Origin of the sequence: Variovorax boronicumulans (assembly GCF_040544675.1) — a bacterium.
GTDB lineage: Bacteria > Pseudomonadota > Gammaproteobacteria > Burkholderiales > Burkholderiaceae_C > Variovorax > Variovorax boronicumulans_D.
In genome coordinates, this window is record NZ_JBEPKK010000004.1 from 324,880 (window position 1) to 350,315 (window position 25,436).

Sequence of the window (25,436 nt, forward strand, 5' to 3'; positions counted from 1 at the left end):
CGGCTTCAGCAGGTGCCGATCACGTAGTAGCCCGGGCTGGTCTGCTTCAGCGTGGTCGTCACGTAGATGTTCCACAGCCCCATCGACTGTCCGGAGCCGTAGGCGTAGGTCAGGCCGTAGAGCGCGTAGGCGCGCCCCGCCATCGTGTGGGTGTAGTTGCTCGCGGTGTAGCAGGTGCCTCCGCCGCCGCTGCCCGCCGTGGTCGCCCCGGTGGCCGCGGTCGACATCGCGCCTTCGACATTGCTCGCGTTCAGCGCGGCCACGGTCCAGCTGTAGGTGGTGGACGGCGCGAGGCCGGTGTCGGTGTAGCTGGTGGCGGCGACGGGTGCGGCGTTGACCTTGCTGCCGCCGCGGTACACGTTGTAGCCGCTCGCACCGGACACGCCGTTCCAGCCGATCACCATGCTGCTGCTGGTCGCGCCCGAGGTGCCCACGCCGTTGGGCGCGGGCAACCCGCTGCCGCCCGTGGAACCGGTCACGCGGTCGACCATCGCCTTCATCGCCGCCATCTGCGGGCCCGACTTCTTGGCGTAGTTGGCGCTGTCGTAGCCCCACCAGTCCCAGCAGCTGTTGGTGGCCGCGGTGCTGGTCTGCGGGTAGATCAGCACGATGTTGTTGGTGTCGGCCCAGCGGTTGTAGCCGGTCTTCTTGACGTACTTGTCGCCCACGTCGGTGTAGTTCTGCTTGCAGCCGTGCAGCACCAGGTGCACGCGGCACGAGACGGTGGTGCAGGCCTGCGGCACATAGATCCATCCGGTGGCGGCCACGCCATGGCCGGTGACGAACTCCGACTGGTTGAACTCGGTGAAGGTGCCGCCCAGGGTGCCGTTGTTGCGCGGATTCAGCGGGCCGTAGAGGTGCGTGAGGATCTCGCCCGCCAGGTCGAAGCCGCAGTTGTTGATGTAGGGCGAGGCGGTGGTGCTGCAGGCGGCGCCGTAGTCGTCGGTGACCATCGCATGGCCGGCGCCCAGGTTGTTCTTGTAGACCGTGTTGGCCGCGGGCACGAAGCTCTGGTAGTAGGTCTTCAGGTCGTTCATCACCGCCTGCTTCACGGTGTTGTCCGAGGTGCCCGAGAAGAGGTAGACCTTCGATGCGCTCAGGTTCGACACGGGATCGATGGTGCCGCTCGCGGCCCAGCTGTTGGTGGTGCTCACCAGCGAAGACACCGGGATGCTGGTGCTGTGCGTCATGCAGCGCCCGGTGGCATTGAGCACCGAGCCTTCGGCGCAGTAGTACGGCCCGCCGGCGACCACGCCCGCGCCGCGTTTGAAGGTGGCCGAATAGGCCACGTGCAATTGCACCGCCATGAAGCCGCCCGCCGAAAGGCCCGACACGCTCACCTCCGCCGGATTGGCGTTGAGCGCGGGCAGCGGCACCGCCGCCATGGCGCCGTGCGCCGCTATCGTCATTGCCGCAGCCGCGGCCAGTCCCTTCCAGTTCCTTCTCATCGCTTGCATCGCTGTCTCCTTGTGTTGTGGGTATCGCACGCTTGCTTGCAGACTGACGAATCGGCCGTGGAAACACGCCGGCTTGCGCGGACGCAGGCTGGCGCTTCGCCCGGCGGCCATCCGGGGCGAAAGGAAATGCGGCCGTCCTCAGGGCCGCGGCATCGGGTGGGCGCTCAGCGCTTGTTTTTGATGGGGATGTCCATCTCTTCAGGCTTGATCTCGTGCACCAGCTCCGGCACGCCCCAGGCGAACGCCGGGTCGACCTTGATCTTGAAGTGGTACATCGACTGCATCGCCTGATGGTCTTCCTTGCGGAAGGTCATCTTGCCCTTGGGCGTGTCGAAGCTCATGCCTTCCATGGTGCTGATGAGCTTGTTGGTGCTGGTGTCGCCGTTGGTTTTCTTGAGCGCCGTCACCACCGCCATCGCGGCCGAGAAACCGCCGGCCGTGAAGAAGTCCGGCGGCGTCTTGAACTGCTTGTAGTGCGCCGACACCAGCGCCTCGTTCACCGGGTTCTTCGGGATGCCGAAGTAGTAGTACGCCGCGCCCTCCATGCCCGGCAGCGCCTTGTAGGCGGCCATGGCCGGCAGGATGTTGCCGCCGGTGGCGATCTCGATGCCGTAGCGCTTCAGGTCCAGGTCGACGATCTTGAACGGGTTGCCCGCGCCGGCCCAGACGATCCAGATGATCTTGCGGCCCGGCTGGTCCTTCAGCTTGTCGATCAGGCGCTGCGCACCGGCGGTGAAGTCGGTGGTCGCGGGCGGCAGATACTCCTCGTGCACGAGCTTGGCCTTCTTGAGCGCCGAGCCGAAGGCCTTCACGCCGTCGCGGCCGAAGGCGTTGTCCTGTGCCAGCGTGGCGACGGTCACGCCGGCCTTGTCGACCGCCACCGCGTTGGAGATCGCGTCCTGGCTCGAATTGCGGCCGGTGCGAAAGATGTACTTGTTCCACTTGTCGCCCGTGATCGAGTCGGCCACGGCCGGCTCGACGATCAGGATCTTCTTGTATTCCTCGGCCACCGGCAGCATTGCCAGCGCCACGCCCGAAGCGGTGGGGCCGACGGCCAGCGCGGCCTTGTCGTCCGAATACGCGGCGGCCAGCAGCGACTTGCCCAGGTCGGGCTTGCCTTGGTCGTCCTTCTCGATGACCACGAGCTTCTTGCCGTTGACCATCATCGTGCCGCCGGTGGCGTAGTCCAGGCCCATGGCGAAACCGGTCTGGGTCTGCTTGCCGTAGGCCTCCAGCGGACCGGTCTTGCTGTAGATGTGGGCGATGCGGATTTCGTTGGACTGCGCCCAGGCGGGGGCGGCAGCGGCGCAGGCGGAAAGCGCGGCAAGGGCGACGAGGTGGCGACGGATCATCTGGTGTCTCCTGATAGTGATGGCTGAATATTGCACAGTTCGTGCCACCCACCCAAACCATTGATAACAAAGGTTTCTTCATTGGGAAGAAGCCCTTGTCGCCTGATTTCAGAACACTTGTAGTGACTGAATTTCAGGCAACTGTCTTTTTATCAGTCAGGGTTTACCAAGAGCTTTGCGCTCCGCGATCCAGCGCTGGAATTCGCGCTCGGCCTGCATGCGGAACTCGTTGCGCGTGTGGTTGCAGATGGCGTGGGCCAGCCGCCGGTGCTTCTGGGTGCGCACGCCGCCCAGCGTTGCGTCGATGAGGTGCTCGATGGTCGCGGACTCGGGCCGGCCGTGCGGCTCGTCGAAATCCATGGGCAGGCCGCACCAGTGGCAGTTGGGGCCGAAGGTCGAGCGCAGGGCCTGAACGCTCACAGGCTCGCGTACTCCAGGATCTCCTGGCCCATCAGCGTGCAGTCGTTGCCCGACACTAAGTAGATGAGCCGCATCCGGTAGTTGCCCTTGTAGATCGAGCCCCAGACCTCGAGCACCTTGAACTGCTGCTTCTTGTTGGCCGGGTTGCGCAGCGACGGCAGCTCCTTGACGTCGGAGCTGACCTGGATGCGGTCGTCTTCACCGAAATGGAAGGTCAGCAGTTTTTTGGCGCGCGCGACGGCTTCGCCGGCGCACTGCGGCGGCGACGCGGCATTGGCAAGGCCGGCAGCGGCGCAGAGCGCCGCGAGGACGAGGGAACGGATCGATGTCTTCATGGGTGGCGTGGCGGCTAATGGGTGAACACGGGCGCCATTGTCATGTGGGTGTGCCGATGCCGTTCCATTGGCATCCCCCCTCCGAACAGGCTCATGCCTTCTGACTCGTCATCCGTTCATACAGCGTGGCGCGCGAAATGCCGAGCAGCCGCGAGGTCGCGAGCTTGTTCCCCCCCGTGCTCGCGAGCGCGGCGGCAATGGCCTTTTGCTCCAGCTCCGCCACCTGTTGCGCCAACGGCCGCAGCAGCGCCGCCTCTTCGTCGCCGCCCACATGCGAGAGGTCGGGCAGCTCGATCTGATCGAGCCCGGCTTCGCGCAGGATGCGTTCGAGCTGCACCGCGTCGATGCGCTGCGAGTCGCTGCGCATGGTCACCTGCTCCAGCACATTGCGCAGCTCGCGGATGTTGCCCCGCCAGTGCTGGCCCGCCAGCAGCGCGAGCGCATCGGGCGTGAGTTCCGGCGGCGCCTCGCCGCTGCGCAGCGCCATGTCTTCGCCCAGCGCTTCGACCAGCGCGGGAATGTCGCTGCGGCGCTCCCGCAACGGCGGCACGCGCAGCGGCAGCACGTTGAGGCGGTAGTACAGGTCTTCGCGGAACAGGCCGCGGCGCACCAGCTCGGGCAGATCGCGCGAGGTGGCCGCGATCACGCGCGCATCGAAAGGCACGAGCTTATTGGAGCCCAGCGGCTCGATCTCGCCCTCCTGCAGAGCGCGCAGCAGCTTGGCCTGCAGGCCCAGCGGCATGTCGCCGATTTCGTCGAGGAAAAGGCTGCCGCCGTCGGCCAGCTTGAACTTGCCTTCGCGCCCTCGCCGGTCGGCGCCGGTGAAGGCGCCAGGGGCGAAGCCGAAGAACTCGGCTTCGAGCAAGGTGTCGGGCACGGCCGCGATGTTGACGCTGACGAACATGCCCTTGGCGCGCGCCGAAGACGCATGGATGGCGTGGGCCAGCAGTTCCTTGCCGGTGCCGGTTTCACCCAGCAGCAGCACCGGGCTCGTGGACTGCGCCGCACGGCGCGCATGGCGCTTGACCTCCACCGCCGCGGGGCTGCTGCCGATGAAGCTGGCAAAGGTGTACTTGGAGCGCCGCTGCCCATCGGGTGCGTGCTGGTACAGCGGGTTGTTGCGCTGGCTCGCCAGCTCGCGCCGCGCGTCGTCCAGGTCGCGCTGCAGCAGCGCGAACTTGCTGATCAGCGGCTGCAGCGTGGTTTCGGGCTGGTCGAACAGCACGATGCCGATGGCGCCGATCACATCGCCGGCACCGCCCTCGGGTCCATCGCTCTCCGCGCGCAGCGGAATGCGGCTGACCACGAAGGTGCCGGCCTTGTTGGTGAGCAGGTCCACCAGGATCGGCTCACCCGTCTCCAGCACGCGCCGCATCTGCGTGTTGGGAATCACGTCCTCGACCATGTGGCCCTGGAACTGGTCGATGGACGAAAAACCCAGCGCCGGCAGGAAGCGCCGGTAGCCCTCGTTCACCCACACGATGCGCCCGCTGCTATCGACCAGGAACATGCCCTGGCTGATGCTGGAGAACAAATGGAACATCGAGCGCGCGGCGAGCGCGAGGATGCCCTCAGCATCGAGGGGCAAGGCGGGCGGTGCGGTGGGTGCGGCTGGCATGGCGGGCATCGTAGCGCTCCGGCCCGGCCTCGACTTCCCTCATACTGCGCCGCGCGCCGCACCCATGACAAACTGCGGCGCCCTCCTTTTGACCTTCAGGCCTTGCGGCCACGACCTCATGAGCACCTCCGAGATCTTCCTGATCGCCATGCTGATCATCTTCACCGCGCCCTACCTCGTGTGGCGGCTCGGGCGCACCGAATACTTCGCGCCGCTGGTGGTGGTGCAGATCGTCACGGGCATCGTGCTCGGGCCGGGCGTGCTGGGCGCGGTGTTCCCCGAGTACTACAAATTCGTCTTCAACGCGCCGGTGATCCAGTCGCTCAACGCCATCGCGCAGTGGGCCGTGATGCTGTTCGTGTGGATCGCCGGCATCGAGCTCGACCTGCGCAAGGCCTGGGTGCACCGGCGCGAAAGCAGCGTGACGGCAGGACTGGCGCTGGGCGTGCCGTTGGCCTTCGGCAGCGTGGCCGCGCTGGGCATGCTGGCGTTTCCCGGCTGGGTGGGCGCGAAGGCACAGACCTGGCAGTTCGTGATGGGCATCGGCATGTCTTGCGCGGTGACCGCGCTGCCCATCCTGATCCTGTTCATGGAGAAACTGCAGATCCTGCGCCAACCCATCGGCCAGCGGATCTTGCGCTACGCGAGCCTGGACGACATCGCGATCTGGGGCGTGCTCGCGCTCATCCTCATGGACTGGGAGCGCGTGGGCAGGCAGGTCGCGTTCCTGGCGCTGTTCGCGGTGGCGAGCGCGGGCTTTCGCTGGGTGATGGTGCGCATTCCCGAAAAAGACCGCTGGTACCTGGGCCTGGCGTGGCTGGCCGCCTGCGGCCTGGGCGCCGACTGGTGCGGGCTGCACTACATGGTGGGCGCGTTCATCGCGGGCGCGGTCATGGACGCCGACTGGTTCGACCAGGAGCACCTGGACGGCCTGCGCCACAACGTGCTGCTGGTGGCGATGCCCGTGTTCTTCCTGAGCACGGGCCTGCGCACCAACTGGGAGGTGGGCGGCGCGGCGGTGTTCGTGGCGGCGGCCGTGCTGCTGGTGGCGTCCGTCAGCGGCAAGCTGATCGGCACCTTGCTGGCCGGCCGCATCCTGCGCTGGCAGCCGGGTGAAGGCGCGCTGATCGGCTGGCTGCTGCAGACCAAGGCGCTGATCATGATCATCTTTGCCAACGTGCTGCTGGACAAGGCGCTCATCACCAACGAGGCCTTCACCGCCCTGCTGCTGATGGCGGTGGCCAGCACCATGCTGACGGTGCCGATGGTGGCGCCCCGGCTGCGGCGGATGAAAGAGATTGTTTTCCGCACCAAGTAGCCGTCGGGAGCGGCCTGTGCAGCCGCTGGAAAAAAGCCCTCAGTAGTCCTTAAGTTAATCAATCGTTTGATTTGTTGCGTGGTCTAATGCCACGCAATGACTCCGAGCGCCCCTTCTCCCCTTTCCGACCCCCAGGCCCCTCGCCGCGCCGCCCGCAGCGACGGCGCCGAGGCGCGCCATCGCCTGCTGCACACGGCGCTGCGGCTCTTCGCGCAGAAGGGCTTCGCCAAGACCTCCACCCGCGAGATCGCCCGCGAGGCCGAGGTCAACATCTCGGCCATCAGCTACTACTTCAACGACAAGAACGGCCTGTACGGCGCCTGCTTCACCGAGCCGATGGGCGGTGACGGCAACGACCTGGTGGCCATCTGCAGCACGCCCGGCCTGTCGCTCGAAGACGCGCTGCGCCGCTGCTTCACCTCGGCGATCAATCCGCTCAAGCAGGGCGAGATCGTGCGGCAATGCATCCAGCTGCACATGCGCGAGATGCTGGAGCCCACCAGCCAATGGGCCGAGGAGCTGGAGCGCGACATCAAGGGTCCGCACCGCGCGCTCGCCGAACTGCTGTGCCGCCACCTGAAGCTGGACCGCGCCGACGACGACATCCACCGCCTGACCTACGCGATCACCGGGCTGTCGATGCAGCTCTACGTGAACCAGGACTTCATCGAGGCGGTAAGACCCTCGCTGCTGCGCACGCCGCGCAGCATCGACACCTGGGCCGAACGGCTGGCGGGCTACGCCATTGCGCTGGTTCATGCCGAAGCGGCCCGCCGGAAGCTGCTGGCCGAGGCCGGGCCGCTTTCACCCTCATCCGCCCCCGCGCCCAACCCCGCCCGCGTCGCGAGAAAGAAGACATGAGACGACTACTACAGATCGCCACCCTGTGCCTCCCGCTCAGCCTGGGCCTTGCAGGCTGCGGCCTCACGCGCCCGCCGGCCACGGTCGAGGCGCCCTTCCCCGCGCAATGGAATGCGCCGCTGCCGCACGGTGGCTCGCTGGCATCGCTGGCCGACTGGTGGCGCCAGCTGGACGACCCGCTGCTGGTCGAGTTGATCGCCGCGGCCGAAACCGCCAGCCCCAATCTGGCGAGCGCCGCGGCGCGCGTGGCCGAGGCGCGCTCCACGCGCGTGCAGGCCGGCGCGGCGCTGGCACCCAGCCTGGACGGTACGGCGTCGGCCAGCCGGGGGGTGTCGGGGTCGTCCTTCAGCGGCGGCGGCTCTTCTTCAAGCGGCAGCACCTCCGTTGCACCGGTGACCACGCTGCAGGCCGGCCTGCAATCGCAGTGGGAAATCGACCTCTTCGGCCGCCTGCGCGCCAACCGCGACGCCGCCGAACAGAAGCTCAACAGCGCCAACGCCAAATGGCACGACGCGCGGGTGGCTGTGGCCGCCGAAACCGCCAACGCCTATTTCGCCGAACGCGCCTGCCAGCAGCAACTGGGCGTGGCCGAGTCCGACGCCCGGTCGCGCGGCGAAACCGCACGGCTCACCGACCTGTCGGCCCGCGCCGGCTTCACCGCGCCGGCCGATGCGGCCCTCGCCCGCGCCAGCGCCTCGGACGCCTCGGGCCGGCTCACGCAACAGCGCGCCCAGTGCGCGGTGCAGCGCAAGGCGCTGGTGGCGCTCAGCGGCATCGACGAACCCACGCTCATCCGCAAGCTCGCCGCTTCGCCCTCGCAGCGCGCGCTGCCGGTGGTCGGCAGCATCCAGAGCGTACCGGCGCAGGCGCTGTCGCAGCGGCCCGACGTGTATGCGGCCGAACTCGGCGTGGCCTCGGCCAGTGCCGAGGTCGGGTCGGCCGAGGCCGAGCGCTATCCCAAGCTCACACTCTCGGGCTCCATCGGACGCATGCAGATCCGCACCAGCGGCTTTCGCGAATCGCTGGACACCTGGTCCGTGGGGCCGGTGTCTCTGACGGTGCCGCTGTTCGACGGCGGCGCGCGCAGGGCCAACACCGACGCGGCCAAGGCGCGCTACACCGAGGCCGTCTCGCTCTACCGCGCGAACGTGCGGCAGGCGGTGCGCGAGGTCGAGGAGGCGCTGGTCAATCTGGACGCCACCGACGCCCGTGCCACCGACGCCGACAGCGCCGTGAAGAACTACCAGGCCTCCTTCGACGCCACGCAGGCCCGCTACAGCAGCGGCCTGGCCAGCCTGTTCGAGCTGGAGGATTCGCGCCGCACCCTGTTCGCCGCGCAGACCGCGCGCGTCTCGCTGCAGCGCGAGCGCGCCGAGGCCTGGGTGTCGCTGTACCGCTCGATGGGGGGCGGCTGGAGCCGGCCCGAATCGTCAACTTCTTCCTCAATGACCTCCACCTCGACCGCTACGGTTGCGACGTCGCCATGAAAACAATGAAGCGTTCCACCCTCGTCATCGCGCTGCTGGCGCTCGTCATCGTCGTCGCGGGGGCCGTGTGGCTCCTGCGCAAGCCTTCGGGCACGCCCGCCGAGCAGGCGGCCGCCGCCAAGACCAAGGACGGTGCGGCGGCACCCAAGCCGTCGCTGACTGTCACCGTTGCGAAGCCCGAAGCCACCGAGCTCACGGTCACGCTCGCGGCCAACGGCAACGTGGCCGCCTGGCAGGAGGCCGTGGTCGGCTCCGAGTCGAACGGCCTGAAGCTCGCCGAAGTGCGCGTGAACGTCGGCGACGTGGTCAAGAAGGGCCAGGTGCTGGCCGTGTTCTCGCCCGAGACGGTGCAGGCCGACATCGCGCAGTCGCGTGCCTCGCTCGCGGAAGCCAGGGCCACGGCCGCCGACGCCGCGGGCAATGCCGCGCGCGCCCGCACGCTGCAGGCCACGGGCGCATTGAGCCAGCAGCAGATCAACCAGTACCAGACGACCGAGCAGACCGCCAAGGCGCGCGTCGAGGCCGCGGAGGCGGTACTGGCCGCGCAGCAGGTGCGCGGGCGCAACACGCAGGTGCTGGCGCCGGACAACGGCGTGATCTCGGCGCGCACCGCCACGGTGGGCAGCGTGGTCGCGGCGGGCACCGAGCTCTTTCGCCTGATCCGCCAGGGCCGCCTCGAATGGCGCGCCGAAGTCACCTCGGCCGAGCTCGCCCGCATCGCGGTGGGAACGCCCGCCTTCGTGGTGAGCGCCAGCGGTGCGCAGGTGCGCGGCACGGTGCGCAGCATCGCGCCCACGGTCGATCCGCAGACGCGCGCGGCGCTGGTCTACGTCGACCTGCCGAATGTGCTGCAGAACACCGGCATCAAGGCCGGCATGTTCGCGCGCGGCGACTTCGAGCTGGGCCGCAGCGCCGCGTCCACGGTGCCGCAGGCCTCCATCGTTCCGCGCGACGGCTTCAACAACGTGTTCCTGGTGAGGCCTGACAACCGCGTGTCGCAGCTGAAGGTGCAAACGGGCCGCCGCCTGAACGACCGCATCGAGATCACGAGCCCGCTGCCCCAGGACGCACAGATCGTGGTGCAGGGCGCGGGCTTCCTGAACGACGGCGACCTGGTGCGCGTGGTGGCGGCAACGCCGGCCGCTGCCGCGGGCACCCAGCCGGCCGAGCCGCCGAAGCCCGCTGCATCCGCCGCGGCCGCCAAGTAAGACAACAAGGAACACGCTCATGAACGTTTCCGCCTGGTCCATACGCAACCCGATTCCGGCGGTGATGCTGTTCGTGCTGCTCACCTTCGGTGGGCTGCTGTCGTTCAACGCGATGAAGGTGCAGAACTTTCCGGACATCGACCTGCCGACCGTCACGGTCTCGGCGTTGCTGCCCGGCGCCGCGCCTTCGCAGCTGGAAACCGACGTCGCGCGCAAGCTCGAGAACTCCATCGCCACCGTGCAGGGCCTCAAGCACATCACCACCAAGGTGCAGGACGGCGCCGCCACCCTCATCGTGGAGTTCCGCCTCGAGAAGCCCGTGCAGGAAGCCGTGGACGACGTGCGCTCCGCGGTGCAGCGCGTGCGCTCCGACCTGCCGGCCGACGTGCGCGACCCCGTGGTCACCAAGCTCGACCTGGCGGGCCAGCCGGTGCTGGCCTTCACCATCGCGTCCGCGCAAATGGATGCCGAGGCGCTTAGCTGGTACGTGGACAACGACATCACCAAGAAGCTGCTCGCGCTGCCCGGCGTGGGCGCGGTCAACCGCGTGGGCGGCGTCACGCGCCAGGTGCACATCGACCTGGACCCGGCCAAGCTGCAGGCGCTGGGCGCCTCGGCCGGCGACATCTCGCGCCAGCTGCGCCAGGTGCAGACCGAAAGCGCGGGTGGCCGCTTCGACCTGGGCGGCAGCGAGCAGCCGGTGCGCACGCTCGCCACCGTGCAGTCGGCCGACCAGCTGAACGACATCCAGATCGTGCTGTCCGACGGCCGCCGCGTGCGGCTCGATCAGGTGGCGCGCATCAGCGACACCATCGCCGAGCCGCGCTCGGGGGCCCTGCTCAACGGCAAGCCGGTGGTGGGCTTCGAAGTGGCCCGCAGCCGCGGCGCCAGCGAAGTGGAAGTGGGCCACGCGGTGCAGAAGGCGCTGGCCGACCTGCGCGTGCAGCGCCCCGACATCGAGCTGACCGAAGCCTTCAACTTCGTCGACCCGGTGGAAGAGGAATACAACGGCTCGCTGCGCCTGCTGTACGAAGGCGCCATCCTGGCGGTGATTGTGGTGTGGCTGTTCCTGCGCGACTGGCGCGCCACCTTCGTCTCGGCGGTGGCGCTGCCGATGTCGGTGATTCCGGCCTTCATCGGCATGTACCTGCTGGGCTTTTCGGTCAACATCATCTCGCTGCTCGCGCTCTCGCTGGTGGTCGGGATATTGGTGGACGATGCGATCGTGGAGGTCGAGAACATCGTGCGGCACCTGCGCATGGGCAAGACGCCGTTCCAGGCGGCGATGGAGGCGGCCGACGAAATCGGCCTGGCCGTGATTGCCACCACCTTCACGCTGATCGCGGTGTTTCTTCCCACCGCCTTCATGAGCGGCGTGGCCGGCAAGTTCTTCAAGCAGTTCGGCTGGACGGCATCGCTCGCGGTGTTCGCCTCTCTGGTGGTCGCGCGGATGCTCACGCCCATGATGGCGGCCTACCTCCTCAAGCCCATCGTCGGTGAAGAAAAAGAGCCGGGCTGGCTGCGCTGGTACATGCGCGCGGTGACGTGGAGCACGCACAACCGCTTCAAGACGATGGTGCTGGCCACCCTCTTCTTCTTCGGTTCGCTGGCGATGATTCCGCTGCTCAAGACCGGCTTCGTTCCGCCGGACGACAACTCGCAGACGCAGGTGTACCTGTCGCTCGCGCCCGGCTCCACGCTCGCGCAGACCACGGCCGCGGCCGAGGAAACGCGCAACCGCGTGATGAAGATTCCGCATGTGAAAAGCGTCTACACCACGGTGGCCGGCGGCAGCGCGGGCGGCGATCCCTTTGCCAGCTTCGGCACGCCCGAGACGCGCAAGGCCACGCTCACCATCAAGCTCGATCCGCGCGGCGACCGGCCGCGAAAGCAGGTGATCGAAAACCAGATCCGCACCGCGCTCGAAACCCTGCCCGGCGTGCGCAGCACCGTGGGCCTGGGCGGCTCGGGCGAAAAATACATCCTGGCGCTCACCGGCGAAGACCCGGTGGCATTGGCCACCGCCGCCAGCGCGGTCGAGAAAGACCTGCGCACCATCCCGGGCCTGGGCAACATCACCTCCACCGCGAGCCTGATTCGCCCCGAGATCGCGGTGCGCCCCGACTTCGCGCGCGCCGCCGACCTGGGCGTGACCAGCGCGGCCATCGCCGAGACGCTGCGCGTGGCGACGGTGGGCGATTACGACCAGTCGCTCGCCAAGCTCAACCTCGCGCAGCGGCAGGTGCCGATCGTGGTGAAGCTGGAAGACTCGGCGCGCCAGGACCTCGACCTGCTGGGCCGCCTCTCGGTGCCCGGCGCGCGCGGTCCGGTCATGCTGAGCCAGGTCGCCTCGCTCACCATGGAAGGCGGCCCGGCCGTGATCGACCGCTACGACCGCTCGCGCAACGTCAACTTCGAGATCGAACTCTCCAGCGTGGGCCTGGGCGATGCGAAGACCGCGGTGATGGCCCTGCCCTCGATCCAGAAGCTGCCGCCCGGCGTGCGCGTGACCGAGGTGGGCGACGCCGAAGTGATGACCGAGCTGTTCGCCAGCTTCGGCCTGGCGATGCTCACCGGCGTGCTGTGCATCTACATCGTGCTGGTGCTGCTGTTCAAGGACTTCCTGCACCCGGTGACGATTCTTTGCGCGCTGCCGCTGGCGCTGGGCGGCGCCTTCGTGGGCCTCCTGATCGGGCAGAAGGCGCTGTCGATGCCCTCGCTGATCGGGCTGATCATGCTGATGGGCGTTGCAACGAAGAACTCGATCTTGCTGGTGGAATACGCCATCGTGGCGCGCCGCGACCACGGCATGAGCCGCTGGGATGCGCTGCGTGACGCCTGCCACAAGCGGGCGCGACCCATCATCATGACCACGCTGGCCATGGGCGCCGGCATGCTGCCGATCGCCGTGGGCTTCGGTGCCGCCGATTCGAGCTTCCGCTCGCCGATGGCGATGGCGGTGATCGGCGGGCTGATCACCTCGACCGTGCTGAGTCTCCTGGTGGTGCCGGCGGTGTTCACCTACATCGACGACATCGAGCACTGGATCAAGCGGACGGTGCGCAGGCTGCGCGGGCAGCCAGCCGATCCGCACATCGACGACGACCTGGTCGAGGCACCGCGGCACTGAACGGCGCGGTCGGGCGGCGGGTTGCGCCGGGGCAGCTTGCCGCCGGCCTCCGCCGGCACGGCAGGCAGGGTGTGTGCTCCGAGCAGTGAAGCTTCATTGCACCGCCGGCAATTAGTGCAACATAATTGCATTAATGAAAAGCCACATCCAATGACCCAGATCGATTCCCGCGCACGGGCCGCGCTTGCCCATCCTGTCTTGCCGATCAACGCCGGCCGCCTCACGGCGGCCGCGCGATTGCCCGACATTGCATCGGAAGCCGCGTTGGTCACGCCGGCGCAGGCAGCCGTCAAGCGCGCCGGCGAGGTGTTTCCATGATCCGCCGCAACCCACGTGGCGACCTGCCCCAGGTTCACGCGAGCGCCTTTGTCGACCCCACCGCCATCCTCTGCGGCCGCGTGGTGGTCCACGAGAACGTCTTCATCGGGCCGTACGCGGTGATCCGCGCCGACGAGGTCGACGAGGACGGCCACATGGAGCCGATCGTGATCGGCGCGCATTCGAACATCCAGGACGGCGTGGTCATCCACTCCAAGTCAGGTGCCGCCGTGACCATTGGCGAGCGCACCTCGATCGCGCACCGCGCCATCGTGCACGGCCCCTGCACCGTCGGCGACGGCGTCTTCATCGGATTCAACAGCGTGCTCTTCAATTGCACCGTCGCGCGCGGCTGCGTGGTGCGGCACAACGCGGTGCTCGACGACTGCCATCTGCCGCCGGACTTCTACGTGCCGTCGACCGAGCGCATCGGCGCGAAGACCGATCTGTCCACCATCCCCAAGGTCACCGCGCGGGCCTCGGAGTTCTCGGAAGACGTGGCGCGCACCAACAACCGCCTGGTCGAGGGCTACAAGCGAATCCAGAATGAGTTCTGAGCACGAACGCGCCTCCGGTGCGAGAGAGGAACGCCGGACCATGCCCCTCGATGCCGCTCCACCGAACACGCTCGGGCGGGTGGGCCTCAAAGCCACGTTGCCGCGCCTGAAGATCCTCGAGCTCTTCCGCAGCCAGGCGCAGCGGCATCTTTCGGCGGAAGACGTCTATCGCCTGCTGACCGCGGCGCGCGCCGAAGTCGGCCTCGCCACCGTGTATCGCGTGCTCGCCCAGCTGGAGCAGGCAGGTCTTCTGAAACGCAGCAACTTCCAGACCGGAAAGGCGATCTACGAGCTCGACGACAGCATGCATCACGACCACCTGGTGTGCGTCGATTGCGGGCGGGTCGAGGAGTTTCACGATGCCGAGATCGAGCACCGGCAAACCGTGGTGTGCGAACAGAGAGGCTTCCGTCTGCAGGAGCACGCGCTGTCGCTCTACGGCAGTTGCACGAAGCCAAATTGCGAGCATCGCCGGGTGCGATGAGCCGCGGTTCGCCGGACGCAGCGCGAACGGCCAACACGGCGCGCCAGTAGCGCCGGCCTGAAAGAAAAATGCCGCGGGGCCAGGGCGCCGCGGCATTTCAAGGAGAACGAAAAAAGGCGATCAGGCGTCCAGCTGCGCCAGCCGCTTGAGCTTGCGTTCGCTCATGCGCTTGGCCAGGCGCGGCAGCACCAGCACGGCCACCACGACGATCACCAGCGTGATCGACATCGGGCGCTGGAAGAACACCGCCGCGCTGCCTTCGCCGATGGACATGGCATTGCGCAGCTGCGCTTCGGCCAGCGGGCCGAGGATCATGCCGACCACCACGGGCGCGGTGGGGAAATCGAAGCGCCGCATCACCACGCCCAGAAGGCCGATGCCGTAGAGCAGGAACAGGTCGAACGCGCTCTGGCGCATGCCGTAGGCCCCCACCGTCGCGAAGATCAGGATGCCGGCATAGAGCTGCGGCTTCGGGATCTTCAGGAGCTTGACCCACAGGCCCACCATCGGCAGGTTCAGCACCAGCAGCATCACGTTGCCGATGTAGAGCGAGGCGATCAGTGCCCACACCAGCGCGGCCGAGGTGGTGAAGAGTTGCGGGCCCGGCTGGATGCCGTAGTTCTGGAACGCGCCCAGCAGGATGGCGGTGGTGTTCGAGGTCGGGATGCCCAGCGTGAGCAGCGGAATCAGCGCGGCCGTCACCGTGGCGTTGTTGGCGGCCTCGGGACCGGCCACGCCCTCGATGGCGCCGGAGGTGCCGAACTCGGCCTTGGCTTCCTTGTCCTTGGCCAACTTCTTTTCCATTGCATAGCTCAGGAAGGTCGGAATCTCGGTGCCGCCGGCCGGGATGCAGCCGAAGGGCGTGCCGATGGCGGTGCCGCGCAGCCAGGCGGGAATGGAACGCTTCCAGTCGCGCTTGGTCATGTGCACGCGGCTGAGCTTGTTCTGGCCTTCGACCACCTTGCCTTCGTAGAGCACCGCATACAGCACCTCGGCCACCGCGAACAGGCCGACCGCGACCAGCACGATCTCGATGCCGTCCAGCAGCTCGGGCACGCCGCCGGTGTAGCGGCCCTGGCCGGAGATCTGGTCCAGGCCCACGCAGCCGGCCGCCAGGCCGACGAACAGCGCGGTCATGCCGCGCAGCGTGCTCTTGCCGAGCACCGCGCTCACCGTGGTGAAGGCCAGCAGCATCAGCAGGAAGTACTCGGGCGGCCCGAGCTTGACCGCGAACTCGGCCACGAAGGGCGCGAACAGCGTGACGACGACGGTGGCGATGGTGCCGGCCACGAAGGAGCCGATGGCCGCGGTGGCGAGCGCCGCGCCCGCCCTTCCGCTCTTGGCCATCTTGTTGCCTTCCATCGCGGTCACCATGCTGGCGGTTTCGCCGGGCGTGTTGAGCAGGATGGAGGTGGTCGAGCCGCCGTACATGGCGCCGTAGTAGATGCCCGAGAAGAAGATCATCGAGGCCGTGATGTCGACCTTGCCGGTGATCGGCAGCAGCATGGCCACCGCCACGGCCGGGCCGATGCCGGGCAGCACGCCCACGGCGGTGCCCAGCGCGCAGCCGACCAGGCACCAGATGAGATTGACGGGGGTGATCGCCGCGGCGAAGCCCGCCATGAGTGCGTTGAAGATTTCCATGTCAGAGCCACCCGGTGGAGGTAAGGCCTGGCAGGCTGATGGCCAGGAACTGCGTGAACGTCCAGAACACAGGCGCCGCGATGAGCACGCCGGTGACGAAGTCGGTCACAAAGGTGCGCGGCGCATTCACGCCGGCCTGCCCGCTCGCGCGGCGCAGGCCCTGCACGGCCAGCACGTAGCACAGCGTGCAGCTCAGGATGAAGCCCAGGGTGGTGATCAGCGCCGCATTCAGCAGCAGCCCGGCCGAGACCCAGACGAAGCCGGGCCAGTAGGCGCTGTCGGCGCCGGTGGGCGCATCGAGCTCGCGAAAGCCGCCGGTGCGCGCCTCCCAGAGGATCCAGGCGCCGCACAGCACGAGTGCCAAGGACGCCAGCCAAGGCAGGAAGTTGGGACCGACGCCGCCGTAGCCGGCCTCGGAAGAAATGCCGATGGCGCCGAAGGCCAGCGCCAGGCCGGTGAGCAGGACGCCCGCGCCGACGATGGTTTGCGGCCAGACAGCCGCGGCCTGGGCCGCCGTTTGCGACGCCCTGTCAGGCGGCGAAACCGAGGGTTCTGGAGTTGTCATTCTTGCTCCCGAAATGTGATGCTGGATTTGAAAACGGCACGCTGTCGTCTCTTGCGAGGACAGCGCGCCGTGGGCGGGCCAGGGGTGCGCGCCGAGGGTCAGACCATGCCGGACTTGGTCATGATGGCGCGCAGGCTCGCGAAGTCGTCGTCCACGAACTTGGCGAAGGCATCGCCCGACAGCACGGCCGGCGTCCATGCGTTCTTCTTGATCGAATCGGCCCACGAGGGGCTCTTGAGCGCGGCCAGCACCATGTCGGTCAGCGCCTTGCGCTGCTCGGCCGAGATGCCGGGCGCGCCGTACACGCCGCGCCAGTTGCCGATTTCCACGTCGATGCCCTGCTCCTTGAGCGTGGGCACGTCGATGCCCGGCAGGCGCTGGGCGGAGGTGACGGCAATGGCCTTCATCTTGCCGGCGGCGATGTATTCGGCGAACTCGCTGTAGCCGCTGCCGCCGATGGTGACGTTGCCGCCCAGGACGGCGGCGGTGGCCTCGCCGCCTCCGCGGAAGGCCACGTAGTTGATCTTGGAGGGATCGGCGCCGACCTTCTGCGCGATCATGGCCGCGGCGATGTGCTCGGTGGAGCCGCGCGAACCGCCGCCCCATTTGACGCTGCCGGGGTCCTTCTTGAGCTGCTCGACCACGTCCTTCATGGTCTTGAACGGCGAGTTCGAGGGCAGCACGAACACGTTGTACTCGGTGGTCAGGCGCGCGATGGGCGTGGCCTGTTCGAGCTTGACCGGCGGCTTGCCGGTGATGATGCCGCCCAGCATGACCGAGCCCATGACCATCAGTGCGTTGGGATCGGCCTTGGAGCCGTTCACGAACTGGGCCAGGCCCAGCGCGCCGGCGGCGCCGCCCTTGTTGTCGTAGGTGACGGTGTCGGCCACCTTGGCGTCGCTCAGGGCCTTGCCCAATGCGCGGCCGGTGGTGTCCCAGCCGCCGCCCGGGTTGGCGGGGATCATCATCTTGACGTTGGCTGCAGCACGTGCCGAGAGCGGCAGCGCCCCGGCGGCGGCCAGTGCGGCCAAGGACTTCAAAAAGGTATCGCGACGCATTGTGTTTGTCTCCTGAGAGCTAAAGGAACCTGACTTGGACCTGAGCCGCTATCATGCGCCGCCCCGCTGTCAGTTGGCTGTCCGCCAGACTGGGGAAAACACCAAAGTACCCACCCCGCCGCCACCGTATGAAGCTGCTGCTGGTCGAAGACGATCCCTCGATGCAAATCACGCTGCAGCGCACGCTCGGCCGGCGCCGGATCGACGTGCGCGTGTGCGGCGACGGGGCCGAGGCGGTGGCGCAGTGGCGCGCCATCGAGCCCGATGTGGTGGCGCTCGACCTGAGCCTGCCCAACCTCGACGGCCTGCAGGTGCTGGCCCAGGCGCGCGCCGAGGGCCTGCGCACGCCGGTGCTGCTGCTCACGGCCCGCGGCACGGTGGGCGACCGCATCGTCGGCCTGAACGCCGGTGCCGACGACTACCTGCCCAAGCCCTTCGACCTGGACGAGCTGGAGGCCCGCATCCGCGCGCTGCGGCGGCGCAGCCAGAGCGTGGGGCCCGACATGGGCCTCAACCCGCAGGAGATCGGCGGCCTGCGCTTCGAGCCCGACAACGGCGCCATCTACAACCGCGCCGATCTGCTCGAACTCACCCCGCGCGAACTGGCGCTGATGAAGGCGCTGATGATGAAGCCGGGCCATGCGGTCACCAAGGAGCGCCTGTTCGAGCTGGTGTTTCCGGGCGAGGCCGACGTGCAGTACGAGGCCATCGAGGTCGTGGTGTATCGCCTGCGCAAGAAGCTCGTGGGCACGGGCGCGGTGCTGATGACGATGCGCGGCCTGGGCTACCTGCTGCGCCCGGAAACCCAATGAAGGCCGCATGAGGACGGTGTCTTCGCTGCGCGCGCGGCTTCTGCTGGGCATCCTCGCGCCGGTAGCGGTGTTCATCGTGATCAACAGCGTGAGCCTGTACCGCCAGAGCCTTGCGGCCGCCACCACCGCCTACGACCGCACGCTGCTCGCATCGGCCAAGACCATCGGCGAGCAGCTGGACGTGGAGGGCTACGACGACCACGCGCAGTTGCGCGCCATCGTGCCCTATTCCGCGCTCGAGGCCTTCGAGGCCGACAACCGCAGCCGGCTCTTCTACCGGGTCTCCGCGCTCGACGGCGAAATGGTTTCGGGCTTTGCCGAGCTGCCGTTCTGGCGCGGCCGCATTCCGGACCGCGGCGCCTACGCGGCGCTGGTCGATTTCTACGACGCGCAGTTCCGCAGCCAGCCGGTGCGCGTCGCGGTGCTGTTGCAGCCCGTGGCCAGCGCGCGCGGGCGCGGCATGGCGGTGGTGCAGGTGGCCGAAACGCTGGAGCTGCGCGAGACGCTGGTGCGCAAGCTGCTGGTCGACACGCTGTGGCGCCAGTTGCTGCTGATGGGCGTGATCGCGGGCGTCACGGTGTTCGTGGTGCAGCGCGCCACCCGCTCTGTGCGCAAACTGGGCGAAGCCATCGAGCAACGCCCCGCCGACGACCTCTCGCCCGTCGATGCGCCGGACGCACCGCGCGAACTGCGCCCGCTCATCGACGCCACCACCGAGGTGATGGGGCGGCTGCAGCGGCTGCTCGATCACCAGAAGCGCTTTGTGCGCGACAGCGCCCACCAGCTGCGCACGCCGCTGGCGGTGCTCAAGGCGCAGGTGCAGTCGGCGCGGCGCGGGGACGTGGCGCCCGAGCAGGCCTTCAGCGAAATCAGCCAGACGGTCGAGCGCGCCACCACGCTGGCCAACCAGATGCTCTCCCTGGCCAAGGTGGAGCAGCTGCGCCAGCAGCCCGAGTACGCGACGCTCGACCTGGCCGAGGTGGTGCGCAACATCGTGCTCGACCTGTCGCCGCTGGTGGCCGACAAGGCGCTCGATTTCGAGCTGGCCGCCGACGCGCCGGTGGCGGTGCGCGCGCACCGGTGGATGCTGCAGGAGCTCACGCGCAACCTGCTGCACAACGCGATCAAGCTGAGCCCTGCGGGGGCCGCGCTGTCGGTGACGGTGCAGGCGGTAGACGAATGCGCCGTGCTCACCGTGCGCGATGCGGGCCCGGGCATTTCACCGGAGCTGCGGCAGCGGCTGTTTGCGCCCTTCTCCGCCGGCACGTCGAGCGGCTCGGGGCTGGGCCTGGCGATCTGCCGAGAGATCGTGCTTGCGCTGGGCGGCGGCATCCGCCTGGACAACCGCACGGCGCAGGACAACACCGCACGGGTGATCGGCCTGGACGCCGTCGTGCATCTGCCGCTCTGGCGGCACAATGCCTGAACCCTGTCTTTGAACCTATGGAAACTCTGGAACGTCTGCGCATCGACAAATGGCTCTGGGCCGCCCGCTTCTTCAAGACGCGGTCGCTGGCCGCCGAGGAAATCGGCAAGAACCGGGTGCAGGTGAACGGCGACGTCGCCAAGGCCTCGCGCGAGGTCAAGGCCGGCGACACGGTGACGATGCGCCAGGGCGTGCAGACGCGGACCGTGACGGTGCGCGGCATCAGCGGCCAGCGCGGACCGGCGCCCGTCGCCCAGTTGCTCTACGAGGAAACGCCCGAGAGCATTGCCGCGCAGGCCCACATGCGCGAGTTGCGCCGCATGGGCAGCGAGCCGGCCCTGGCCATCGAACAGGGTCGCCCCACCAAGCGCAACCGGCGCGACCTCGACGGTGCGGTGCGCCACGCCGAATGGGACAACCGCTGGAGCGCCTCGATCGACCCGGAAGACACCGACCGTTGATCGCTTAGGCTGTGGGCTTTTCTTCTTCACGGAGTTCCAGTCCATGGCCAGCTTCAAGAAATACCGCGTCGGCGGCAAGTTCAAGCTCTCACAGATCGACCCCGGCGACACCGCCTTCTGCGAGGGCGACGAAGCCGCGCAGCGCGAAGAGGTCGACGCCCTGGCGGTCGAACTCGACGAGCTGCAGAACCTGCTGCATGCCGAAGGCCGGCGCAAGGTGCTGCTGGTGCTGCAGGGCATGGACACCAGCGGCAAGGACGGCACGGTGCGCTGGGTGTTCTCCCGCACCTCGCCCCTGGGCGTGCGCGTGGCCGCATTCAAGGCCCCGACCGAAGAAGAGCGGGCCCGCGACTACCTCTGGCGCTGCCATGCGGTCGTGCCGCGCAACGGCGAGATCGCGGTGTGGAACCGCAGCCACTACGAAGACGTGCTGGTGCCGGTGGTCGAGGGCTGGATCGACAAGGCCGAGGCCAAGCGCCGCCATGCGCAGATCAACGACTTCGAACGGCTGCTGGTGGAGACCGGCACGGTCATCGTCAAGTGCATGCTGCACATCGACAAGGACGAGCAGCGCGAGCGCCTGCAGGCCCGCATCGACACGCCCGGCAAGCAATGGAAGTTCAGCATGGGCGACCTGGAAGTGCGCACCAAGTGGAGTGCCTACCAGCGGACCTACGAGAGCATGCTGGCGGCCACCTCGACCGAACATGCGCCCTGGTACGTGATACCCGCGAACAGCAAGCGCCACCGCAACCTCATGATTGCGCAGTTGCTGATGAAGACACTGCGGCAGATGAAGCTCAAGGCACCGCCCCCGGACCCGGCGCTGAACGGAATGATCGTCAAGTGAGGCGGCCGGCGCGTGGCCGCCGAGCGGCGGTGCGCAGCTTTTTGGTGTCCTGTTTGTAAAGTGCCCGGCGGCCTACGAGGCGGGGCAACGCTGCGAACTAAGGTTCATGCCGCACCGGGTTTCGGTGCGTCATCCAACCGAAGGACTCCAACATGAAAAAAATCATCTTCGTCATTGCCGCCTGCGTTCTCTCGACCGCCGCACTGGCCCAGCCATCGCCGCGCCACGGCCCGGGCTACGACCGTCCGCATGCGGGACCGAGCCACCGCAAGCACAAGGTCTGGGTGCCGGCGCACCGTGAGCACGGCCGCCGGGTGCCCGGCCACTACGTCTGGCGCTGAGGCAGCGCGGGTGCCGGGCGCTGACTTGGGCTCAAGAGCTCAGGAACGGCGAACCGGCGCCTGGGCCAGCACGCGGCACTTGCCGAATTCGCAGCGAACCGCCCAGATGCCGCCGTTCTGGCAAGGCACGTTGTACGACTCGAAGCCGGGGCCCTTGGCCGTCAGTTCGGCGCGCGGCTGGATGTTGCAGCGCCCGGCCTTGGCCAGGCTTTCGACGTTGTAGGTGTCGACACCGGTGCGGCGCGGCTGGAGGTCGACGGTCGGATTGAAGCTGTGGCCGTAGAAGGTGTCGCGCACATTGGGGTCCATGTTGCGGTAGCCGCGCTTGGCCATGCAGTGGACGATGGCGATCTGCTGGTGCTCGGCGATCAGTTCCGAGCTCGGGCGGCCGTTCCAGTCGATGATGGCTGCGGTGATGCCGGTGTATGAAGCCGCGGCGACGATGCCCTGGCCGTGCACCGTGATCAGGCCCAGGCCGAGCGCGGCCCACATCGCATCGCCGGTTTCGCTGCGCGCCGTGATGCGGGTGGCGGCGGTGCGGCAGGCGGCCACGTCGTTGTCATAGCTGACCGGGTCGACGCCTTGCATGGCGACCATGGGCACGTAGCTGAGACCGCTCCCTGTTCCGGGCTCTGTCGGTGTCAGCGGCGTCCTGGAGGCACAGCCTGCCAGGGCCACAGCGGCGATCGCAATGCTCAGCAACAGCTTCATGGATTTCCCTCTTCCTCTTTCGCGGTAGTTCCGCGGATTTAACCATACATATAGTTACTATTGAATCGAGTTGTCGCGAATGCACGACGCATGGAACGCGGCGGCGAGAGGCGATGCTGCGAGTGGACTTTCGGTGGCCTTTTTTCTCCACGCGCAAAGGGCGTGCGACGATGCCGCATGCAGTCAACCACTCTCGCCAAGCGCATCACCCGTCGAATCGCCGGCATCGCGCTGTTCACCCTTTCCGTCGGCACGGCCACCGCCATGGCGCAGACCGCACCGCCGGCCGACCTCTTGAGAAAAAACGGCTGCATAGCCTGCCACGGTCTGGTTCACAAGCAGGTCGGCCCGGGCTTCGCGCAGATCGCAGACCGCTATCGCAACGACGCCGGAGCCGCACCGCGAATGGCCGAGAAGATCCGCAACGGCAGCGTGGGGAGTTGGGGGCGCGTCATCATGCCGCGGCAAAGCCTGGTCTCCGAAGCCGACTCGAAGGTGCTGGCGACCTGGGTGCTGTCGCAACCGCCAGTGGCGTCAGTGGGTACGCGGAAATGAAAAACGCCCCGTGAGGGGCGTTTTAAAGCGTCGAAACGCTTGGCTTGGCGGAACCGGAGGGATTCGAACCCTCGATGAGGCTCTACACCCCATACTCCCTTAGCAGGGGAGCACCTTCGGCCACTCGGTCACAGTTCCTGAAAGAAGCCGCGATTATGCCATCCTCAGACGGCCGGTTGGTCCAGATCGAAGGCTTTGTGCAACGCGCGGACGGCCAATTCCATGTATTTTTCGTCGATCACCACCGAGGTCTTGATCTCGCTGGTCGAAATCATCTGGATGTTGATGCCCTCTTCGCTCAGCACGCGGAACATCTTGCTTGCCACGCCGACGTGGCTGCGCATGCCGATACCGACGATGCTGACCTTGCAGATCTTGGTGTCGCCCACGATTTCCGTCGCGCCCAGCGAGGGCATGACCTTCGCCTGAAGCAGGTCGATCGTCTTGGCGTATTCGTTGCGGTGAACGGTGAAGCTGAAGTCGGTCTTGCCGTCCTTGCTCAGGTTCTGGATGATCACATCGACCTCGATGTTGGCATCCGCCACGGCGCCGAGGATGTGATACGCGATGCCCGGCTTGTCGGGGACGCCGAGCACCGAGATCTTGGCTTCGTCGCGGTTGAATGCGATGCCGGATACGACGGCTTGTTCCATGTTTTCGTCTTCCTCGAAAGTGATCAGCGTGCCGGACTTGGCCTCTTCATTGATGTCGATGTCCCATGCGGTGAAGCTCGAAAGCACACGCAGCGGCACCTTGTACTTGCCGGCGAATTCCACCGAGCGGATTTGCAGCACCTTGGAGCCCAGGCTGGCCATCTCGAGCATCTCTTCGAAGCTCACGGTGGTCAGGCGGCGCGCATCGGGTTCGACGCGCGGGTCGGTGGTGTAGACGCCGTCCACGTCGGTATAAATCAGGCACTCGTGCGCCTTCATCGCAGCCGCGATGGCCACGGCCGATGTGTCGCTGCCGCCGCGGCCCAGCGTGGTGATGTTGCCCGCGTCGTCCACACCCTGGAAGCCGGTGATGACCACCACCTTGCCAGCGTTCAGGTCGGCCATCACGCGCAGGTCGTCGATGCTCTCGATGCGGGCCTTGGTGTGCGAGCTGTCGGTGCGCACCGGCACCTGCCAGCCCGCATAGCTCACCGACTCCACGCCCTCGGCCTGCAGCGCAATGGCCAGCAGCGCGGACGAAGCCTGCTCGCCGGTCGATGCCAGCATGTCGAGTTCGCGGTTGTGGGCTTCGCCCGGTTTGCTCGGCGCCAGCTCCTTGGCGAGGCCGAGCAGGCGATTGGTTTCGCCGCTCATGGCACTCGGGACCACGATCATCTGGTGGCCGGCGCGCGCCCACTTGGCGACGCGCTTGGCGACGTTTCGGATGCGCTCGGTCGAGCCCATCGACGTACCGCCGTATTTGTGAACGATCAATGCCATGGGTGAAATCAGAGAAAAGGAAAGGGCCGCTGTCTAGGCGGCGCCCTGCAAGCTGTAAGCGCTAAGTCTTCGGCGAGGGCGGGGCATTGTACCAATGCAGCCGCTCACCCCTGCGCTCGGCGAAACCACCGGCAACCTTGAGGTGGATGCGGTGGCCGCGCGTGGTGCAGGCGCGGACCTGATCGAGCAGCTGCTCGAGTTGCGCGGCGCTGGGTGCGCAGCCATGCGCCTGCATCAGCCAGTGGCGCAGCACATTGGCCTGCCGGGCGCGCGAGAGCGCCTGCAGCGCCTTGATGGCGGGCGGCCCTCCCGTTGCCTCCAGGTCTTGCGCCGCGAACTCGGCCAGCAGTTGCTGTGCCTGTGCCGCATGGCCGGCGCTGCGGGCGAAGGTGGTCCGGAATTGCGGAAAGGCCTCATCCAGCGCGGGCAGCAGCACCGCGCGGATCCGGTTGCGGGTGTAGCGGGCGTCGCTGTTGCTCGGGTCTTCGATCCACGGGAGATCGCGCGCTGCGAGCCAGGCGCGGATATCGGCTGCCGGCACTGTCAGCAGAGGTCGATAAATGTCCAAGGCGTTGCGAGCGGCATGCGCGGGCATGGCCGCCAGGCCCGGAAGACCGGCGCCGCGCGACAACGCCAGCAAGAGCGTTTCGATCTGGTCGTCCGCGTGATGCCCGAGAGCGATGGATTGGATCGGCGGACGCCCTGCATCCATGCGCGTCATGACAGCAAATGCCTCGTAGCGTGCGCGCCGCGCCGCGTCTTCAGGGCTGTCGCCCGGTGCATGCCGCGCATCGACCCGGTGCACGACGAGCGGCACACCCAGCCGCTCGCACACCGCGCCGCAATGCCGTTCGAAATCGTCGGCCGCGGCCTGAAGCCCGTGATGCACGTGAAAGGCCAGCACCCTCCCCGGCCAACGCGCGGCGCACGCGGCCAGCAAGGCGGTGGAATCCGCACCGCCGCTGAAGCCCACCGCCAGCGGCCAATGCGCCGGCTCGAACGCGGCAATGGCGCGTTCGAAGGCTTCGCTCATCG

General features: G+C 67.6%; 25 protein-coding genes and 1 tRNA gene. 14 read left to right on the forward strand and 12 right to left on the reverse strand.

Features of this window, described 5'->3' with window-relative positions; genetic code table 11:
* Positions 1–5: 5 nt before the first annotated feature.
* From ABIC90_RS10160 to ABIC90_RS10180, 5 genes are all read right to left on the reverse strand, one after another.
* On the reverse strand, positions 6–1,457 hold the full coding sequence (locus ABIC90_RS10160; RefSeq protein WP_354353967.1) for an extracellular catalytic domain type 2 short-chain-length polyhydroxyalkanoate depolymerase: 1,452 nt from the start codon (positions 1,455–1,457) through the stop codon (positions 6–8).
* A gap of 164 nt (positions 1,458–1,621) precedes the next feature.
* Entirely contained in the window at positions 1,622–2,809 is a 1,188-nt protein-coding gene (locus ABIC90_RS10165) for a substrate-binding domain-containing protein (RefSeq protein ID WP_354353968.1), read from the reverse strand.
* Positions 2,810–2,965: 156 nt separating this feature from the next.
* Positions 2,966–3,229: a hypothetical protein gene (locus ABIC90_RS10170; protein ID WP_354353969.1), complete on the reverse strand. Its 264-nt coding sequence runs from the start codon at positions 3,227–3,229 to the stop codon at positions 2,966–2,968.
* The gene (locus tag ABIC90_RS10175; protein WP_354353970.1) at positions 3,226–3,564 is read right to left on the reverse strand and encodes a hypothetical protein; all 339 of its coding nucleotides are present in this window, start codon (positions 3,562–3,564) and stop codon (positions 3,226–3,228) included. The genes ABIC90_RS10170 and ABIC90_RS10175 overlap by 4 nt, the downstream gene beginning before the upstream one ends.
* A gap of 91 nt (positions 3,565–3,655) precedes the next feature.
* The gene (locus ABIC90_RS10180) at positions 3,656–5,191 is read right to left on the reverse strand and encodes a sigma-54 interaction domain-containing protein (RefSeq protein ID WP_354353971.1); all 1,536 of its coding nucleotides are present in this window, start codon (positions 5,189–5,191) and stop codon (positions 3,656–3,658) included.
* Between the two features lie 109 nt (positions 5,192–5,300).
* Here ABIC90_RS10180 and ABIC90_RS10185 point away from each other — a divergent pair, with 109 nt between their 5' ends.
* The 8 genes from ABIC90_RS10185 to fur all read left to right on the forward strand — a co-directional run bounded on the left by ABIC90_RS10185 (position 5,301) and on the right by fur (position 14,545).
* Complete coding sequence (locus ABIC90_RS10185; protein ID WP_354353972.1) at positions 5,301–6,500, forward strand: cation:proton antiporter; 1,200 nt, start codon at positions 5,301–5,303, stop codon at positions 6,498–6,500.
* A gap of 96 nt (positions 6,501–6,596) precedes the next feature.
* Positions 6,597–7,361 (forward strand): TetR/AcrR family transcriptional regulator, encoded by a 765-nt coding sequence (locus ABIC90_RS10190; RefSeq protein WP_354353974.1) that lies wholly within the window; start codon positions 6,597–6,599, stop codon positions 7,359–7,361.
* On the forward strand, positions 7,358–8,848 hold the full coding sequence (locus tag ABIC90_RS10195) for an efflux transporter outer membrane subunit (protein WP_354353975.1): 1,491 nt from the start codon (positions 7,358–7,360) through the stop codon (positions 8,846–8,848). Before ABIC90_RS10190 ends, ABIC90_RS10195 begins: the two co-directional genes overlap by 4 nt.
* Complete coding sequence (locus ABIC90_RS10200) at positions 8,845–10,056, forward strand: efflux RND transporter periplasmic adaptor subunit (RefSeq protein WP_354353976.1); 1,212 nt, start codon at positions 8,845–8,847, stop codon at positions 10,054–10,056. Before ABIC90_RS10195 ends, ABIC90_RS10200 begins: the two co-directional genes overlap by 4 nt.
* 19 nt (positions 10,057–10,075) lie before the next feature.
* Positions 10,076–13,186 carry an efflux RND transporter permease subunit gene (locus ABIC90_RS10205; protein WP_354353977.1) on the forward strand — a complete coding sequence of 1,037 codons (3,111 nt, stop codon included), beginning with the start codon at positions 10,076–10,078 and terminating at the stop codon, positions 13,184–13,186.
* A 150-nt stretch (positions 13,187–13,336) separates the two neighbouring features.
* Entirely contained in the window at positions 13,337–13,504 is a 168-nt protein-coding gene (locus ABIC90_RS10210; protein WP_354353978.1) for a hypothetical protein, read from the forward strand.
* Positions 13,501–14,061 (forward strand): carbonate dehydratase, encoded by a 561-nt coding sequence (locus tag ABIC90_RS10215; protein ID WP_354353979.1) that lies wholly within the window; start codon positions 13,501–13,503, stop codon positions 14,059–14,061. Before ABIC90_RS10210 ends, ABIC90_RS10215 begins: the two co-directional genes overlap by 4 nt.
* 40 nt (positions 14,062–14,101) lie before the next feature.
* The gene (gene fur / locus ABIC90_RS10220; protein ID WP_354353980.1) at positions 14,102–14,545 is read left to right on the forward strand and encodes a ferric iron uptake transcriptional regulator; all 444 of its coding nucleotides are present in this window, start codon (positions 14,102–14,104) and stop codon (positions 14,543–14,545) included.
* A gap of 120 nt (positions 14,546–14,665) precedes the next feature.
* On the opposite strand, the gene ABIC90_RS10225 is transcribed toward fur, so the two are convergent.
* From ABIC90_RS10225 to ABIC90_RS10235, 3 genes are all read right to left on the reverse strand, one after another.
* Positions 14,666–16,189, reverse strand: a complete 1,524-nt coding sequence (locus tag ABIC90_RS10225) for a tripartite tricarboxylate transporter permease (RefSeq protein ID WP_354353981.1) — start codon at positions 16,187–16,189, stop codon at positions 14,666–14,668.
* A 1-nt stretch (position 16,190) separates the two neighbouring features.
* On the reverse strand, positions 16,191–16,754 hold the full coding sequence (locus ABIC90_RS10230) for a tripartite tricarboxylate transporter TctB family protein (protein ID WP_354353982.1): 564 nt from the start codon (positions 16,752–16,754) through the stop codon (positions 16,191–16,193).
* 98 nt (positions 16,755–16,852) lie between these two features.
* A complete protein-coding gene (locus ABIC90_RS10235) occupies positions 16,853–17,812 on the reverse strand; it encodes a tripartite tricarboxylate transporter substrate binding protein (RefSeq protein WP_354353983.1) in 960 nt (319 codons plus the stop codon).
* 128 nt (positions 17,813–17,940) lie between these two features.
* Here ABIC90_RS10235 and ABIC90_RS10240 point away from each other — a divergent pair, with 128 nt between their 5' ends.
* From ABIC90_RS10240 to ABIC90_RS10260, 5 genes are all read left to right on the forward strand, one after another.
* Positions 17,941–18,624 carry a response regulator transcription factor gene (locus ABIC90_RS10240; protein ID WP_354353984.1) on the forward strand — a complete coding sequence of 228 codons (684 nt, stop codon included), beginning with the start codon at positions 17,941–17,943 and terminating at the stop codon, positions 18,622–18,624.
* A gap of 7 nt (positions 18,625–18,631) precedes the next feature.
* Entirely contained in the window at positions 18,632–20,050 is a 1,419-nt protein-coding gene (locus tag ABIC90_RS10245) for a sensor histidine kinase (RefSeq protein ID WP_354353985.1), read from the forward strand.
* 26 nt (positions 20,051–20,076) lie between these two features.
* The gene (locus tag ABIC90_RS10250; protein WP_354354096.1) at positions 20,077–20,511 is read left to right on the forward strand and encodes an RNA-binding S4 domain-containing protein; all 435 of its coding nucleotides are present in this window, start codon (positions 20,077–20,079) and stop codon (positions 20,509–20,511) included.
* 43 nt (positions 20,512–20,554) lie between these two features.
* Positions 20,555–21,361 (forward strand): PPK2 family polyphosphate kinase, encoded by an 807-nt coding sequence (locus ABIC90_RS10255; protein WP_354353986.1) that lies wholly within the window; start codon positions 20,555–20,557, stop codon positions 21,359–21,361.
* Between the two features lie 152 nt (positions 21,362–21,513).
* On the forward strand, positions 21,514–21,702 hold the full coding sequence (locus ABIC90_RS10260; protein ID WP_354353987.1) for a hypothetical protein: 189 nt from the start codon (positions 21,514–21,516) through the stop codon (positions 21,700–21,702).
* A gap of 39 nt (positions 21,703–21,741) precedes the next feature.
* Here the strand turns inward: ABIC90_RS10260 and ABIC90_RS10265 are convergent, their stop codons facing one another.
* Entirely contained in the window at positions 21,742–22,413 is a 672-nt protein-coding gene (locus ABIC90_RS10265) for a hypothetical protein (RefSeq protein ID WP_354353988.1), read from the reverse strand.
* A 90-nt stretch (positions 22,414–22,503) separates the two neighbouring features.
* Between ABIC90_RS10265 and ABIC90_RS10270 the strand changes: the two genes are divergently transcribed.
* Positions 22,504–22,968 (forward strand): c-type cytochrome, encoded by a 465-nt coding sequence (locus ABIC90_RS10270; protein WP_354353989.1) that lies wholly within the window; start codon positions 22,504–22,506, stop codon positions 22,966–22,968.
* Positions 22,969–23,013: 45 nt separating this feature from the next.
* On the opposite strand, the gene ABIC90_RS10275 is transcribed toward ABIC90_RS10270, so the two are convergent.
* From ABIC90_RS10275 to tilS, 3 genes are all read right to left on the reverse strand, one after another.
* Positions 23,014–23,106 (reverse strand) — tRNA-Ser (locus ABIC90_RS10275).
* Positions 23,107–23,132: 26 nt separating this feature from the next.
* Positions 23,133–24,401, reverse strand: coding sequence for an aspartate kinase (locus ABIC90_RS10280; RefSeq protein WP_354353990.1), 1,269 nt, complete (start codon positions 24,399–24,401; stop codon positions 23,133–23,135).
* A 61-nt stretch (positions 24,402–24,462) separates the two neighbouring features.
* Entirely contained in the window at positions 24,463–25,434 is a 972-nt protein-coding gene (tilS, locus tag ABIC90_RS10285) for a tRNA lysidine(34) synthetase TilS (protein WP_354353991.1), read from the reverse strand.
* Positions 25,435–25,436 lie beyond the last annotated feature (2 nt).

What these genes read in the sequence shown, in the direction of transcription:
- ABIC90_RS10270 (WP_354353989.1), top strand. Translation starts at nt 22,504, where the DNA reads ATGGAACGCGGCGGCGAGAGGCGATGCTGCGAGTGGACTTTCGGTGGC.
- ABIC90_RS10180 (WP_354353971.1), bottom strand. Translation starts at nt 5,191, where the DNA reads ATGCCCGCCATGCCAGCCGCACCCACCGCACCGCCCGCCTTGCCCCTC.
- ABIC90_RS10230 (WP_354353982.1), bottom strand. Translation starts at nt 16,754, where the DNA reads ATGACAACTCCAGAACCCTCGGTTTCGCCGCCTGACAGGGCGTCGCAA.
- ABIC90_RS10175 (WP_354353970.1), bottom strand. Translation starts at nt 3,564, where the DNA reads ATGAAGACATCGATCCGTTCCCTCGTCCTCGCGGCGCTCTGCGCCGCT.
- ABIC90_RS10210 (WP_354353978.1), top strand. Translation starts at nt 13,337, where the DNA reads ATGACCCAGATCGATTCCCGCGCACGGGCCGCGCTTGCCCATCCTGTC.
- ABIC90_RS10240 (WP_354353984.1), top strand. Translation starts at nt 17,941, where the DNA reads ATGAAGCTGCTGCTGGTCGAAGACGATCCCTCGATGCAAATCACGCTG.
- ABIC90_RS10225 (WP_354353981.1), bottom strand. Translation starts at nt 16,189, where the DNA reads ATGGAAATCTTCAACGCACTCATGGCGGGCTTCGCCGCGGCGATCACC.
- ABIC90_RS10185 (WP_354353972.1), top strand. Translation starts at nt 5,301, where the DNA reads ATGAGCACCTCCGAGATCTTCCTGATCGCCATGCTGATCATCTTCACC.
- ABIC90_RS10260 (WP_354353987.1), top strand. Translation starts at nt 21,514, where the DNA reads ATGAAAAAAATCATCTTCGTCATTGCCGCCTGCGTTCTCTCGACCGCC.
- ABIC90_RS10165 (WP_354353968.1), bottom strand. Translation starts at nt 2,809, where the DNA reads ATGATCCGTCGCCACCTCGTCGCCCTTGCCGCGCTTTCCGCCTGCGCC.
- ABIC90_RS10190 (WP_354353974.1), top strand. Translation starts at nt 6,597, where the DNA reads ATGACTCCGAGCGCCCCTTCTCCCCTTTCCGACCCCCAGGCCCCTCGC.
- fur (WP_354353980.1), top strand. Translation starts at nt 14,102, where the DNA reads ATGCCCCTCGATGCCGCTCCACCGAACACGCTCGGGCGGGTGGGCCTC.
- ABIC90_RS10195 (WP_354353975.1), top strand. Translation starts at nt 7,358, where the DNA reads ATGAGACGACTACTACAGATCGCCACCCTGTGCCTCCCGCTCAGCCTG.
- tilS (WP_354353991.1), bottom strand. Translation starts at nt 25,434, where the DNA reads ATGAGCGAAGCCTTCGAACGCGCCATTGCCGCGTTCGAGCCGGCGCAT.
- ABIC90_RS10235 (WP_354353983.1), bottom strand. Translation starts at nt 17,812, where the DNA reads ATGCGTCGCGATACCTTTTTGAAGTCCTTGGCCGCACTGGCCGCCGCC.
- ABIC90_RS10255 (WP_354353986.1), top strand. Translation starts at nt 20,555, where the DNA reads ATGGCCAGCTTCAAGAAATACCGCGTCGGCGGCAAGTTCAAGCTCTCA.
- ABIC90_RS10205 (WP_354353977.1), top strand. Translation starts at nt 10,076, where the DNA reads ATGAACGTTTCCGCCTGGTCCATACGCAACCCGATTCCGGCGGTGATG.
- ABIC90_RS10160 (WP_354353967.1), bottom strand. Translation starts at nt 1,457, where the DNA reads ATGCAAGCGATGAGAAGGAACTGGAAGGGACTGGCCGCGGCTGCGGCA.
- ABIC90_RS10280 (WP_354353990.1), bottom strand. Translation starts at nt 24,401, where the DNA reads ATGGCATTGATCGTTCACAAATACGGCGGTACGTCGATGGGCTCGACC.
- ABIC90_RS10245 (WP_354353985.1), top strand. Translation starts at nt 18,632, where the DNA reads ATGAGGACGGTGTCTTCGCTGCGCGCGCGGCTTCTGCTGGGCATCCTC.
- ABIC90_RS10215 (WP_354353979.1), top strand. Translation starts at nt 13,501, where the DNA reads ATGATCCGCCGCAACCCACGTGGCGACCTGCCCCAGGTTCACGCGAGC.
- ABIC90_RS10265 (WP_354353988.1), bottom strand. Translation starts at nt 22,413, where the DNA reads ATGAAGCTGTTGCTGAGCATTGCGATCGCCGCTGTGGCCCTGGCAGGC.
- ABIC90_RS10200 (WP_354353976.1), top strand. Translation starts at nt 8,845, where the DNA reads ATGAAAACAATGAAGCGTTCCACCCTCGTCATCGCGCTGCTGGCGCTC.